We start from the raw sequence: 12181 nt of genomic DNA, 5'->3' as shown, positions 1-12181 counted from the left end.
GGAGTTCCTCTCTCAGGCGGTGGTCTGCCGGTGGCGCGCGGTGCGCTGCCACCAGGGCCCGTCGGATGCCGGTGCTGCGGCGACCGTCGGGGGTCGCAGCTCGCCAACCTCGATGCCGAGCTCGGGAAGCAGGCCGGTGACGAAGTCGGCGATGCCGAGCGAGGCCGTGAGCCCCGTGGAGCGGATCGCGGCGACGTTGATGAGCCGGTCGTTCCTGTCGGATCGCCCGATCACGTAGTTGCTGTCGCGGCCGGCCGGGCGCAGCCCCGCATAACTCGCGATCGGCTCCAGCCCGTCCAGCGCGGGGAACTGCTCGACGGCTTTGGCGAGGATCTCGTCGCGAGCCTCCGGGCGCACCGACCAGTCCTCCTTGTCGTCGAGGTCCACGGCGGTCGGCCCGGCGATGACCTTGCCGTCGAGAGTCGGGAAGACGAGCACGCCCTTGGTCCGCTTCGTCGGCACGGGCAGGATGATGCGGTCGAGCGTCTGCCCGTCGGGCAGCTCGAACACGAAGAACTCGCCCTTGCGCGGATAGATCTCGAACGAGTCGTCGCCGACGAGACGCGCGACCTCGTCGGCGTAGAGGCCCGCGGCGTTGATCGCCGCCGAGACCTCGAAGCGTCGGCCGTCCACCGTCTCGAGCAGCAGCCCATCGTCGATCGGCGAGATCGCCGATACCCGCGCGTCGAGCTCGATGCGCGCACCCGCCGCGACCGCCGACGTGGCGAGCGCGAGCGCGAAGGCGACCGGGTCGCTGACCGATTCACCCGGCACGAGCAGCGCGCCGTCCGACTCCCGCACTTCGACCGCGACGCCGTTCGCGGCGGCGTTCTCGGCGAGGCCGCGCACGGTCTCGCGGTCTTCCTCGGAATGCGGCACGAGTTCCGCGCCCGTGTGGACCACGGGCACCCCCAGCGCCTCGAGGATCGTCGGACGGATGCGGGCGGCCCGCAGGATCAGCTCCGTCTCGAGCTGCTCCGGAGTGGAATCGAACCCCGTGTGCAGGACTCCGGAGTTCGTCCCGCTCGCGCCGAGGGCGAGTGCGGACGCGGACTCGAGGAGCACGGCATCCACCCCTCGATGCGCGAGGGTGTAGAGCAGGGCCGATCCCACGATGCCCCCGCCGATGACGGCGACGGGACGGGACGGAGAGGGCGACGACATGATGCTTCTTTCCTTCGGTGGTTACGAGCAGTCTTACGCGGTCGGGGTCGCGCTGTCTTCATCGAACGTGCGGTCGACGTCGGCCATGTCGGGCATGGTCAGTCCCTTGCGGCCGCGCGTGACGACGAGATAGACGAGGTAGGCGATTCCGATCACGAGCATGATGCCGACGTAGAGGCGCGGCTGCGCGAACGAGTCGTCACGGAAGATCAGCAGTTCGTAGACGAGCCAGACGCTCGCCAGGATCAGTACCGGGATCTCCCAGCGGCCGAGACGGAAGCCCGTGCTGGCCGGGAGCGACTTCCGCTTGACGATGTAGAGCAGCACGGTGCCCGCGTAGATGATCGCCGGCAGCAGTGTGGCCGCCGAGAACAGGATGAAGAGCGCATCGCTCGTGCCGCTGAAGACCGCGAGGATCGCCTGGGTGATCACGAGGTAGCCGAGGGTCGCGGCCACCGGGGTGTGGCGGCTGCGGTGCACGCGGCGCAGCAGCTGCCAGCCCGGGAAGCGCTCGTCGCGCGACATCGCCCAGATCAGGCGGGTGCCGCTGAGGGTGATCACGAGTCCGCAGGAGAAGATCGAGATCACGACGAGCACCAGCATGCCCTTGCCGACGACCGGTCCGAGCACCGAGGTGATGACGGTGGCGACCGGGGTCGCGGACTTCGCGAGTTCCGCCGTGTCTCCGGCGAGCGCGGTCACCGCGATCAGGAACAGCATCCCGAGAACACCGAGCGCGATGACCGCCTGCACCATGGCGCGGGGGATGACGCGCTCCGGGTTCTTCGTCTCCTCCGCGAGGTTCGCCGCCGACTCGAAGCCGACGATCGTGAACGCCCCGAGCAGGAAGGCGAGCGGGAAGGGTCCGGCATCCGTCAGTCCACCGAAGTCCCAGTACGCGGCCTCGGCGACCGGCGCAGTGGCGAAGAGCGTGGAGAAGTCGAGACGGCCGAGGGCGGCCCCCACGGCGAAGAGCAGGACGGTGATGCCGATCATGCCGATGATCTGCACGGTGACCGCGACCTCTCGTTCACGCGGTTGGTGGCCTTGGTGCTGAGCGCGACGAGGATGGCCTGCAGCAGCATGACGATCGCAGTGATGACCCAGCAGTTCGCCGGGGTGGGGCTGTAGCCGAGGAGCTCGGGGAGGATCGTGGCTGCGATCGTGTAGTCGACCGCCACCACGACGATGACGAGGAACGCGAACGACACCCAGCCGGTCAGCCAGCCGAGGATCGGGTTCGCCAGACGGGACACCCACTGGTAGGCGTACCCGCTGATCGGGATGCGTGCCGCGAGGGCGCCGAAGATCAGGGCGACCATCGTCTGGCCGACGACGGCGATCGGCCACGCCCAGATTCCGCGCGGGCCGCTGCTGTTGAGCACGGCGCCGTAGGTGGTGAAGATGCCGGTGGCGATCGAGACGAAGCCGAAAGCCACGGCGAACGAGGCGTAGAGGCCGAGTTCCCGCTTCATGCGGGTGCCGGTCTCGCCGACGGAGGGGGCGGATACCGCTTCAGGTGTGTCCATGCGCGACCTTCGTTCCGTATTGGTATAGACCAAGGTGGTGTATACCAAGGTACGCTAAGGGGGTGCCGGGTAGCGTGTCAAGAGTGACGAAGGATGCCGCGGAAGATGTAACACCGTCGAAATCCGCCGAGCCCGCCTATCTCCGGATCGCCGCTGAGCTCCGCACCCGGATCGAGGCGGGCGAGTTCCCGCTCGAGACGCCGCTCCCCCCGGAGCGTGACCTGTGCGTCGAACTCGGCGTGAGCCGCATGACCCTGCGCCGCGCCCTCGGTGTGCTGGAGCAGGACGGGCGCGTGCACCGTGACGCGACTCGCGGCACCTTCGTCTCGGCGCCCCGCGTGCAGCTGCGGCTCGGTTCCTTCTCGCAGGAGGTCGCCCGCGCCGGGCGGAACCCCGGCGCCGAGCTCTTCTGGGCCGAGGAGCGCCCGGCCGATGCCGAGGTCGCCGCGGGTCTCGACGTCTCCCCCGGGCATCTGGTCTACGCCCTGCAGCGACTTCGGCGGTCCGACGATGAGCCGCTCGCGCTGGAGACCACGTACTATCGGGCCGATCTGGTGCCGGGGCTCCTCGAAGGGGATCTCACGGGGTCGCTGTGGGGCGAGATCCGCCGGCGGTTCGATCTTCGGATCGCTCGCACCTCGGCGGAACTCGAGGTCGTCGTACTCGATGCGGAGACCAGTGCGCACCTGGGATCCCGTCAGGCGGCAGGCGGCCTTCAGCTGACGCGGCGTACGTTCGTCGACTCGGGCGCGTGCGTCGAGTACGCCCTCGACGTCTACCGCTCCGACCGCGTCTCGCTGCTGATCGAGCGGACCGTGGACGACGAGTGATCACCGTGTTCGACCTCGACGGCGTGCTCAGTCGCGCCGACACGATGGCGACCCTCGTCTTAGCTCGGCTACGACGACGACCATGGCTGGTGCTGCCGGTCGGCATCCTTGCAGCGGTCGCAGGGCTCGCCAGCACTGCGGGGGATCTGCGGCCCCGGTGCAATCGCGCCGTCGTGCACATCGCGCTGAGGGGGATGCCGGAGGACGAGTACCGGCGGTTGGCCGAGCGCACGGCTCGGCGGCTCGCGGCACGACGTGGCAACACGGCCGCCGAGATCGTGAACGCAGCGCGCGCGGCGAACGTCGCCGGGGCGTGCCTGGTGACCACGGCGACCGAGAGGTTCCTCGCGCAGCGGTTCCTGAAGGAGATCGGCGTGCGCGGAGCGGAGGTGCACGCGTCGGAGTTCGTGTTCATGCCGGCCGGGCCGAGGTTCCGGTCGCATAACGTCGGACGTCGGAAGGCCTTCGCCTTCCGGGCCGCGCACCCGACCGGACGCATCGGACGCTTCTACACGGACTCGGCGAGTGATCTACCGCTGGCGGAGCTCGCCCGTGATGTCGTTCTCGTCGGGCCCTCGCGACGTTCGGTGACGGCGTTCGGGTATGCCGGAATACGATTCCGGCGGCTCGGCTGAAGCTCTGTTCCGGGTTGATGCGGATTGCTAGCATTGTGCTGTCAAGGAGGTGCAGTATGGCGACGGTGACGATCCGGAACCTGAGCGACGAGGTGGTGGCCGCACTCAAAGAGCGCGCACGGCGCAACTCCCGCTCCATGGAGGCGGAGGCGCGCGAGGCGCTGATCCAGTTGGTGCAGGAGAACGACGCGAGCGGTATCGAGAGCGACCTCGTACGACGGCTGCCGCCGCCGAGGCGCTGGTCCGTTCCGGCGGAAGAGATCATGGCGTGGGTCGACGCCAATCCGGCATCTGAGGAAGAGAAGCAGGCGGCGGCGGAGTGGGTGGAAGAGCTGCGCGCGGAGCGCGAGAATCCGATCTTCGACTACCGAATCCAGGACCCCTGGGAGCGAAATGCTTCTGCTTGACACGAACGTGCTCATCCAGATCAAGGACGTGCGCCTGCCGTCGGAGGACGTCGTCTTGAGCGCACTCACCTACGCGGAGTTGCGCTTCGGCGTCGAAGGAGCAATCGACGCCCGGGCGCGACGCCGGAGGGTGGCAGATCTTGCGCGGGTGAACGCGATGTTCCCAACGCCGTGGTTGTCCTTCGATCAGAACGCTGCCGAGTCTTACGCTCGTCTTGCCGCCCGTGTGGCGACACGGCGCGCATCCCACGCTCGGAGCACCGACATCATGCTGGCCGGCCACGCGAATGCCCTGGGCGCAAAACTCGTCACGTTCAACGCGAAAGACTTCGAGCTCGTCGCCGACGAAGTTGAGATCGTCGTGCCCGAGCGGCGCTGAACGGGCTCCGCGTCAGCCCCGCGCTGCCCACCATTCGCGCAGCCGCTGCTCCGCGGCCTCGGCACCCAGCACGCCCTCGTCGAGGCGCAGGTCCAGCAGGAAGCGGTAGGCCTCGCCGACCTCGCGGCCCGGCTTGATGCCCAGCACCTCCTGGATGCGGTTGCCGTCGACCTCGGGGCGGATGGAGTCGAGCTCCTCCTGCTCGCGGAGGGCCGCGATGCGCGACTCGATGTCGTCGTAGGCGCCGGCGAGACGCCCGGCCTTGCGCTTGTTGCGGGTCGTGACGTCGGCGCGGGTGAGGATGTGCAGGCGCTCGAGCAGGTCGCCGGCATCGCGCACGTAGCGGCGCACCGCGGCATCCGTCCATGTCCCCTCGGCGTAGCCGAAGAACCGCAGGTGCAGCTCGACGAGGGTGGCGACGGCATCCGTCGTCGCCGTGTCGAAGCGCAGCGCCTGCAGACGCTTGCGCGCCATACGCGAACCGACGACGTCGTGGTGGTGGAACGTGACCACTCCGCCGTCTTCGAGCTTGCGGGTTCGGGGTTTGCCGATGTCGTGCAGCAGCGCGGCGATGCGCAGCGGCACGTCGGGCGCGGCACCCGGGTGCCGGGAGTGCTCGAGCTCGATGGCCTGGCTGAGCACCGTGAGCGAGTGCTCGTAAACGTCTTTATGGTGGTGGTGCTCGTCGACCTCGAGGCGCAGCGCACTGACCTCCGGGAGGAACTCGTCGATGAGCCTGGACTCGACGAGCACGCGGATGCCGCGCACCGGGTCGTCGGTCTGCATGAGGCGCACGAGCTCGGACTGCACGCGCTCCGGGCTGACGATGCCGAGAGTGCCGCGCAATTGCTCGATCGCGTCGAACGTGTCGTCGTCGACGCGGAAGCCGAGCTGGGCGCTGAAGCGGGCGGCCCGCAGCATCCGGAGCGGGTCGTCGCCGAAGGAGATGGCGGGATCCGCGGGCGTGCGAAGCACCCCGGCGATGAGGTCTTCCACGCCGCCGGTCGGGTCGACGAGCTTCGTCGACGGCACCTGCAATGCCATCGCGTTCACGGTGAAGTCGCGGCGCACGAGGTCGCCCTCGATCGAGTCGCCGAACTCGACGGTCGGCTTGCGGGTCACGCCGTCGTAGCTGTCGGCGCGGTAGGTCGTGATCTCGACCTGCTCGCCCTGCACGCGCGCGCCGATGGTGCCGAATGCGCGGCCGATGTCCCAGTGCGCGGTCGCGATCGGCTTGACGATCTTCAGGATCTCGTCGGGCGAGGCATTCGTCGTGAAGTCGAGGTCGTGCGTCTCGCGTCCGAGCAGCGCATCGCGCACCGGTCCGCCCACGACGGCGAGGTCGAACCCGGCATCGGCGAAGGCAGTGGCGAGGGTGCGGACGACCGGATTCTCGGCGAGCGCACCGAGACGGACGAGGCCGTCGGCCATGTTGAGCATGGGTTCCAGCGTACCGGGACGGATGCCGCGGCCGTCTTCGCCCCTTCCCCCCGACCCGACGTGAGCCTAGATTCGATCCTGTGCCCGCAGCGATCCGAATCACGCCCATTCATGTCGGCGACCTGAGCGCCGACGGGAAACCGATGCCGGTCTACGTACACCTCATCGAGCATCCCGAGGGCAGGGTCCTCGTCGACACCGGTTTCACCGAGGCCCATCCCGCCACAGCCGACCTCGAGCCGCGGCCGTATCCGCTCGACACGCAGGATCTCGATCTCGCGAGCGTCGACTTCGTCGTCAACACCCATCTGCACTTCGATCACTGCGGCGGCAATCACCTCCTCCCCGGCACTCCGATCTACGTCCAGCGCCAGGAACTCGACGATGCTCGCACCCTTGACGACTACACGATCCGGGAGTGGGTCGATCCGCCCGGGGTGAACTACGTGCCGGTGGACGGAGAGCACGAACTGCTTCCCGGGGTGCGCCTTGTTCCCGCTCCCGGCCACACCCGCGGCTCGCAGATCGTCGTCGTCGACACCGGCGAGAGGCCGACGATCATCGCAGGAGACACCGCAGTGTGGTTCGGCGAACTCGAAGACCCGCAGACCGAAGGCCAGCGGCTGATCCTGTCGCTGCATCCGGAGCACGTCTGGATCAGTCACGAGCACACCGCCTGGACGAGCGAGGATTGACGTCATCATGCAGCTGAACACCTTCACGCCTCCCGAGACGCCCGCCGCTCACGCGGCACGGGCGCTGGCCGAGCGGTATCACTCCGAGTCGATGCAGAATCACGTGGTGCGGTCGTGGCTGTGGGCCGAGGCCTTCGCGGTCGCCGAAGAGCGCAGCGATATCGACCACGAACTGCTCTACGTGTCGGCGCTGCTGCACGACATCGGCATCGTGCCCGAGTTCGACAACGTCCAGATCTCGTACGAAGAGGCTGGCGGGCACGTCGCTGTCGCCCTCACGACCGGCGCGGGGTGGGATGCTGCGCGGAGTCAGCGGGCGCTCGAGGTCATCGTCCGCCACAACTGGCCTTCGGTCGATCCCGCGATGGATGCCGAGGGCTACCTGCTCGAGATCGGCACCGCGCTCGACATCTCCGGCGCGCGGGCAGACGTGCTCCCTGCCGAGTTCATCCAGGAGGTGCTGGCTGAGTATCCGCGATTGGAACTCGCACGCGAGTTCGGGGACGGCGTCGTGGATCAGGCGGCGCGCAAGCCGCACACGTCCGCGCATCGGCTGGTCGAGGGCGGCGTCGTGGGCAAGCTGGCGAATCACCCGCTGGAGCGGTCGCCGGGTTTCGCCGGACTGAGCGGGCCCGCCGCGGGCTCACTCAGAACAGCGGGTTCTCACCCTTCGCCTGGGCGATGGCCCGGGTCCGCGCCTGGATCATCCGCACCAGCGCCATGCTCAGCAGGAACCCGCCGATCGCGGCGACGGCCACGATGAACCAGATGCCGATCTCGGGCTCGATCAGCGCGAAGCCGTAGATGACGATGGCCAGCGCAGCCAGCACCACGCCCTCGATCAGCGCGAACATCAGGAACAGCCGCGTCTGCCGACGGCCGTAATCCGCGACGACCTCTCGGACGCGCGCATCGATCGAGGGGTCACCGGCGTAGGTCATGAGCCCAAGTTAGCGGTCGGGGGATGGCGACGCGCGAACCGATGCCGCGCGCGTGGGCGCCCCTAGACTCGGCCGCATGAGATCTGGCCGGACGAGCGTCCTCCTCTTCTGCGGGCTCGCGGTGCTGCTGGCGGGATGCGCGCCCGCAGCGCAGACGTCGCCGAATCCTGGGCTGCTCACGGCCGATTCGCGCCCGGAAGCGGTGAGGGAAGCTCTGATCGACGGCGTCGTGAGTGTGGAGGGCGACTGCTTCATCCTGTCGGCCGACGGAGAGCGTTGGCTCATCGAGTGGCCCTACGGTTCCACGCTCGGGCCGGACGAGCAGTCGGTGGAGGTGGAGGGTTTCGGCGCCGTGCGCGTCGGAGATCGCGTGACCGGGGGCGGCGGGTACAGCGACCAGACGGACGGATGCTCGGCCACCGATGTCGAAGGCACCGCCTCCATCGACACGGTCACCGACACGCAGCCGGAGTAGACGAGCGGCGGCACCTCGCAGCTGCCCGAAGCAACCCGGAGCCCGCGGCATCCGCTCTGTTCATCTCCCCGACGCCTCGGCGTCAGCCTGCGGTCATCCGGTTTCGATGGTCTGTGAGGGCCACGTGCGGCTGAGCACGAACCCCCACCCCACAAAGGACTCACATGACCTCCCCCACCCCTGCGGTGCGGTGGCGTCGTCGCGGACTGACGTCCGTCGCGCTGCTCGCCCTGCTCGGCGGCGCCGTCGTCGCCCCCGCGGCATTCGCCGCACCGGATGCTGCGCCCGAGGTGCCGACCGGATCACTGATCACCGGCGACACCGCCTGGCACTACCTGGATGACGGCTCCGACCCGTCGCCGAAGCCCGCGGCCCTCCGCGACTGGACGCTGCCCGCCTACGATGACAGCGCCTGGAAGACGGCCCCCGGTTCGTTCGGTGTGAAGAACGGCAAGCTCGGCGCGGTCGGCCCCGTCACGCCGAAGACTCTCCTGAACCACTACCTCGACGGCACCAAGGCCCCGACGGTGCCGACGTACTTCTTCCGCACGACGTTCGAGCTCGGCGCAGGCGTGGCCGACCAGGTCGCGTCGCTGGCGAGCACGGTCACCTACGACGACGCGCTCGTGGTGTGGATCAACGGCACGGAGGTCGCGCGCTACGTCGACGGCCGCATCACCGACACGCAGAACGTCGAGTACGCCGGCGACTCGAACGGCGACCCGCTGACGAGCACCATCTCGGCCGAGGGCGACGTGCTCAAGGACGGCACGAACACGATCGCCGTCGCGCTGCACCAGGACCGCGAGAGCAGCTCCGACATCTACTTCGACATGTCGTCGCTGACCCTGGTCAAGGCCTCCGACCCCGGCACCCCGGTCGTCGCGCCCCCGACCCGCGTCATCCTGACGCCGACCGAGAAGCCCGAGATCTCGCAGTCGTTCTCCTGGCTCGCCGGTGACGCCTCGCACACGATCGGTCAGGTCGAGATCGCGCCGGCCGCGGGTGGCGAGAGCCGCACCGTCGACGCGTACGACGCGGGCGTGGTGAACGGCAACCCGAACCACCACTTCTCCGCCACCGTGACCGGCCTCATCGCCGCGACCGACTACCGCTACCGCGTCGGCCTGCCCGGCAGCTGGAGCGACTGGTTCGAGTTCACGACGGCCGACCCGAAGGCGACCGACTTCCAGTTCGTGTACTACGGCGACGCGCAGATCGGCCTCGACACCACCTGGCCGAGCGTGGTCAAGCAGGCCGAGGCCAACGCTCCCCGCTCGATCGGTTCCGTGCACGCGGGCGACCTGATCAACACGTCGAGCAACGAGAACGAGTGGCTCAACTGGTTCAAGGGCATGGAGGACTCCGCCACGCGCACCAACGTGATGGCCGCCCCCGGCAACCACGAGTACTCGGGCGATAAGCTGCTCACCGCCTGGAAGGCCGCCTTCGAGTATCCGCGCAACAACCCGTCGACCTCCTCGATCGGCGAACTGGCCGACCTGGCGAAGGGTGACACCGAGGTCGCGGCGCAGTACCGCTCGCTCTTCGACCACTGGAGCAAGTTCGCCGCCGAGACCGCGTACTACACCGACTACCAGGACGTGCGCTTCATCACGCTGAACGCGACGCGCGATGCGACCTTCCTCACGCCGCCGGCACTCCCCTCGTGCACGGGTGACGACTGCCCGATCACCAAGGGCGAGGAGCTGTGGATCCGCTTCCAGGGCGCCTGGCTCGACCTGCTCCTGCAGAACAGCCCGTCGAAGTGGAACGTCGTCACGTTCCACCAGCCGGTGTTCTCGGCATCCGAGGGTCGCGACGAGCCGAAGCTGCGCGCCGACTGGGTTCCGGTCTTCCAGCGCAACGACATCGACCTGGTGCTCATGGGCCACGACCACACGTACGCCCGCGGCTACGTGAACACCGACGCCACCGAGACCCCCGGTCTCACGACCGGCCCGGTGTACGTCGTGTCGAACTCGGGCGCGAAGCACTACGAGCTCGAGACCCCCGAGAAGAACGTCTGGACCAACAACGGCGCCACCCAGGTGCTGCGCGGTCAGGGCGTCACCACGTACCAGGTGATCGACGTCTCACACGGTCAGCTCGTCTACCGCTCGTACCTCGCCGAGAAGCAGCCGGATGCCACGACCGACCTTCCCGTCGGCGCGGTCTACGACACCTTCACCATCACCAAGTCGGATGCCGGTGAGAAGTGGGTCACCGAGGCCGGCGTCACGCCTCCGGTCACCGAGCCCGAGGTTCCGGCCGAGGTCGCGCTGAGCGCGGCATCCGTCCAGGCCGGCGGCAAGGTCACCGTCTCGGGCACCGGCTTCGAGGCCAAGGCCGAGGCACGCCTCGAGCTGCGGTCCGACCCGGTGCAGCTGGGTACGGTCACCGCGGATGGTGCCGGTGCGTTCTCGCGCAGCGTCACGATCCCGGCGGCCACGCCCGCCGGAAAGCACACCCTCGCGGTGATCCTCGCGGACGGCACCGAGGTCACGGCCTCGCTGACGGTCACGGCGGCAACGTCGGGTGGCGGAGCGGTCACCCCGGGTGACGGCACCGGCGGCGCGTCCGACGGCGACCTCGCGACGACGGGTGCCGACAGCACCCCGTACGTGATCGCGGCCGTGGTGCTGCTCGCACTGGGCCTCGGCCTCGTCGTGCTGCGCCGTCGTCGGCAGCACGCCGAGTAGTCCGCAGCATTCATCAGGAAGACGCCGTCGGGGCTTCGGCTCCGGCGGCGCCTTCGTGCGTCAGACGCTCAGGACTTCACAGGGTGGCGAGCACCTGCGCGAGTCCGTCTTCGGCGATCGTGCCGGTGACCTCGGATGCCGTGACGATGAGCTCCTCCGGCGCGTGCCCCATCGCCACGCCGCGGCCGTGCGCGCTCGCCCAGGTGAGCAGCTCTATGTCGTTGAAGCCGTCGCCGACGGCCATCACCCGGTCGCGGCTGAAGCCGAGCACCCCGCGCAGCTCTTCGGCCGCCGTCGCCTTCGTGATGCCCTCTGCCGCGATGTCGAGCCAGGCCGTCCACCCGAGCGAGAACGTCACGCCCCGGAGGTCCATCTGCTCGACGGTCCGGCGGAAGCCGTCGATCTCGGCCGTCGGCGCGATCGCCACGACCCGGACCGCCCTCCCTTCGACCAGGGTCTCGAACGGCACGATGGCCTGCTCGACATCCGGCACGGTCGTCTCCGAGGGGAACGGATGCGTGAAGCGGTAGGCGCCGCGCTCGTCCTCGACCGCGACGAGAGCATCGGGGAGGTGCCGACGAACGGCGTGCAGCACAGGCGCGGCCTCGAACCCCGCGACGCGCAGCCGGCGGTAGCCGCTCGCCTCGCCGGGATCACGTTGCAGGACCATTCCGCCGTTCGAGCACACGACGTACTCGGGCCACGCCTCGATGTGGTCGAGCACCGACAGCGTCGTCGCCGCAGACCGTCCGGTCGCGACGAGCAGGTGATGACCGGCGCGTTCGACCCGACGCAACTGCGCCTTGACCGCGGCGCTCGCCCGCCCTCCCTCATCGATCGTGGTGCCGTCGAGGTCGATCGCGACGAGCCACTCCTCCGGGTTCCTGCGGTGTGCGGGCGCGGTCGTCCCGCGCACGTCGGCGGCGTGGATGACGTCGTCGTCGGACATGGTGGCTCCCCCATCGGTGGGTCGTGAGAAATGAT

General features: G+C 69.0%; 14 protein-coding genes. 8 read left to right on the top strand and 6 right to left on the bottom strand.

The features are described 5' to 3' along the window. Nucleotides 1-12: 12 nt before the first annotated feature. From QFZ21_RS12715 to QFZ21_RS12705, 3 genes are read right to left on the bottom strand one after another with little or no spacing between them, the layout of a single operon-like run. Entirely contained in the window at nucleotides 13-1164 is a 1152-nt protein-coding gene (locus tag QFZ21_RS12715; protein ID WP_307378359.1) for an NAD(P)/FAD-dependent oxidoreductase, read from the bottom strand. A gap of 33 nt (nucleotides 1165-1197) precedes the next feature. After that, nucleotides 1198-2175, bottom strand: coding sequence for an APC family permease (locus tag QFZ21_RS12710; RefSeq protein WP_307378358.1), 978 nt, complete (start codon nucleotides 2173-2175; stop codon nucleotides 1198-1200). Next, entirely contained in the window at nucleotides 2157-2693 is a 537-nt protein-coding gene (locus QFZ21_RS12705; RefSeq protein ID WP_307378357.1) for an amino acid permease, read from the bottom strand. The genes QFZ21_RS12710 and QFZ21_RS12705 overlap by 19 nt, the downstream gene beginning before the upstream one ends. A gap of 83 nt (nucleotides 2694-2776) precedes the next feature. Between QFZ21_RS12705 and QFZ21_RS12700 the strand changes: the two genes are divergently transcribed. The 4 genes from QFZ21_RS12700 to QFZ21_RS12685 are packed head-to-tail and all read left to right on the top strand — an operon-like array spanning nucleotide 2777 to nucleotide 4944. Beyond that, nucleotides 2777-3523, top strand: a complete 747-nt coding sequence (locus tag QFZ21_RS12700; protein ID WP_307378355.1) for a GntR family transcriptional regulator — start codon at nucleotides 2777-2779, stop codon at nucleotides 3521-3523. Then, a complete protein-coding gene (locus QFZ21_RS12695) occupies nucleotides 3520-4158 on the top strand; it encodes an HAD family hydrolase (RefSeq protein WP_307378353.1) in 639 nt (212 codons plus the stop codon). The genes QFZ21_RS12700 and QFZ21_RS12695 overlap by 4 nt, the downstream gene beginning before the upstream one ends. A 56-nt stretch (nucleotides 4159-4214) precedes the next feature. Next, a complete protein-coding gene (locus tag QFZ21_RS12690) occupies nucleotides 4215-4565 on the top strand; it encodes a hypothetical protein (RefSeq protein WP_307378352.1) in 351 nt (116 codons plus the stop codon). A gap of 7 nt (nucleotides 4566-4572) precedes the next feature. Further along, nucleotides 4573-4944 (top strand): type II toxin-antitoxin system VapC family toxin, encoded by a 372-nt coding sequence (locus tag QFZ21_RS12685; RefSeq protein WP_307378350.1) that lies wholly within the window; start codon nucleotides 4573-4575, stop codon nucleotides 4942-4944. Nucleotides 4945-4956: 12 nt separating this feature from the next. Here QFZ21_RS12685 and QFZ21_RS12680 read toward each other — a convergent pair whose 3' ends face one another. Beyond that, on the bottom strand, nucleotides 4957-6384 hold the full coding sequence (locus QFZ21_RS12680; protein WP_307378348.1) for a CCA tRNA nucleotidyltransferase: 1428 nt from the start codon (nucleotides 6382-6384) through the stop codon (nucleotides 4957-4959). A gap of 80 nt (nucleotides 6385-6464) precedes the next feature. Here QFZ21_RS12680 and QFZ21_RS12675 point away from each other — a divergent pair, with 80 nt between their 5' ends. Both QFZ21_RS12675 and QFZ21_RS12670 read left to right on the top strand, forming a co-directional pair. After that, nucleotides 6465-7079 (top strand): N-acyl homoserine lactonase family protein, encoded by a 615-nt coding sequence (locus tag QFZ21_RS12675; RefSeq protein ID WP_307378346.1) that lies wholly within the window; start codon nucleotides 6465-6467, stop codon nucleotides 7077-7079. A 7-nt stretch (nucleotides 7080-7086) separates the two neighbouring features. After that, entirely contained in the window at nucleotides 7087-7842 is a 756-nt protein-coding gene (locus QFZ21_RS12670) for an HD domain-containing protein (RefSeq protein ID WP_307378344.1), read from the top strand. Here the strand turns inward: QFZ21_RS12670 and QFZ21_RS12665 are convergent. Next, nucleotides 7727-8020, bottom strand: coding sequence for a hypothetical protein (locus tag QFZ21_RS12665; RefSeq protein ID WP_307378343.1), 294 nt, complete (start codon nucleotides 8018-8020; stop codon nucleotides 7727-7729). The two genes, QFZ21_RS12670 and QFZ21_RS12665, sit on opposite strands and share 116 nt — an antisense overlap. 76 nt (nucleotides 8021-8096) lie before the next feature. Between QFZ21_RS12665 and QFZ21_RS12660 the strand changes: the two genes are divergently transcribed. Both QFZ21_RS12660 and QFZ21_RS12655 read left to right on the top strand, forming a co-directional pair. Then, nucleotides 8097-8495, top strand: coding sequence for a hypothetical protein (locus tag QFZ21_RS12660; RefSeq protein ID WP_307378341.1), 399 nt, complete (start codon nucleotides 8097-8099; stop codon nucleotides 8493-8495). A 164-nt stretch (nucleotides 8496-8659) separates the two neighbouring features. Continuing rightward, entirely contained in the window at nucleotides 8660-11197 is a 2538-nt protein-coding gene (locus tag QFZ21_RS12655; RefSeq protein WP_307378339.1) for a metallophosphoesterase family protein, read from the top strand. A gap of 76 nt (nucleotides 11198-11273) precedes the next feature. On the opposite strand, the gene QFZ21_RS12650 is transcribed toward QFZ21_RS12655, so the two are convergent. Continuing rightward, complete coding sequence (locus QFZ21_RS12650; RefSeq protein WP_307378337.1) at nucleotides 11274-12146, bottom strand: HAD family hydrolase; 873 nt, start codon at nucleotides 12144-12146, stop codon at nucleotides 11274-11276. Nucleotides 12147-12181: the final 35 nt, after the last annotated feature.

This window comes from Microbacterium sp. W4I20, from assembly GCF_030816505.1.
Lineage (GTDB): Bacteria > Actinomycetota > Actinomycetes > Actinomycetales > Microbacteriaceae > Microbacterium.
Note: the sequence above shows the minus strand (reverse complement) of the source record. Positions and strands in the feature narration are given on the sequence as shown.

Excerpts from the sequence above, each read along its gene's own strand:
- QFZ21_RS12715 (WP_307378359.1), bottom strand. The coding sequence starts at position 1,164 with ATGTCGTCGCCCTCTCCGTCCCGTCCCGTCGCCGTCATCGGCGGGGGC.
- QFZ21_RS12705 (WP_307378357.1), bottom strand. The coding sequence starts at position 2,693 with ATGGACACACCTGAAGCGGTATCCGCCCCCTCCGTCGGCGAGACCGGC.
- QFZ21_RS12690 (WP_307378352.1), top strand. The coding sequence starts at position 4,215 with ATGGCGACGGTGACGATCCGGAACCTGAGCGACGAGGTGGTGGCCGCA.
- QFZ21_RS12680 (WP_307378348.1), bottom strand. The coding sequence starts at position 6,384 with ATGCTCAACATGGCCGACGGCCTCGTCCGTCTCGGTGCGCTCGCCGAG.
- QFZ21_RS12670 (WP_307378344.1), top strand. The coding sequence starts at position 7,087 with ATGCAGCTGAACACCTTCACGCCTCCCGAGACGCCCGCCGCTCACGCG.
- QFZ21_RS12665 (WP_307378343.1), bottom strand. The coding sequence starts at position 8,020 with ATGACCTACGCCGGTGACCCCTCGATCGATGCGCGCGTCCGAGAGGTC.
- QFZ21_RS12660 (WP_307378341.1), top strand. The coding sequence starts at position 8,097 with ATGAGATCTGGCCGGACGAGCGTCCTCCTCTTCTGCGGGCTCGCGGTG.
- QFZ21_RS12655 (WP_307378339.1), top strand. The coding sequence starts at position 8,660 with ATGACCTCCCCCACCCCTGCGGTGCGGTGGCGTCGTCGCGGACTGACG.
- QFZ21_RS12650 (WP_307378337.1), bottom strand. The coding sequence starts at position 12,146 with ATGTCCGACGACGACGTCATCCACGCCGCCGACGTGCGCGGGACGACC.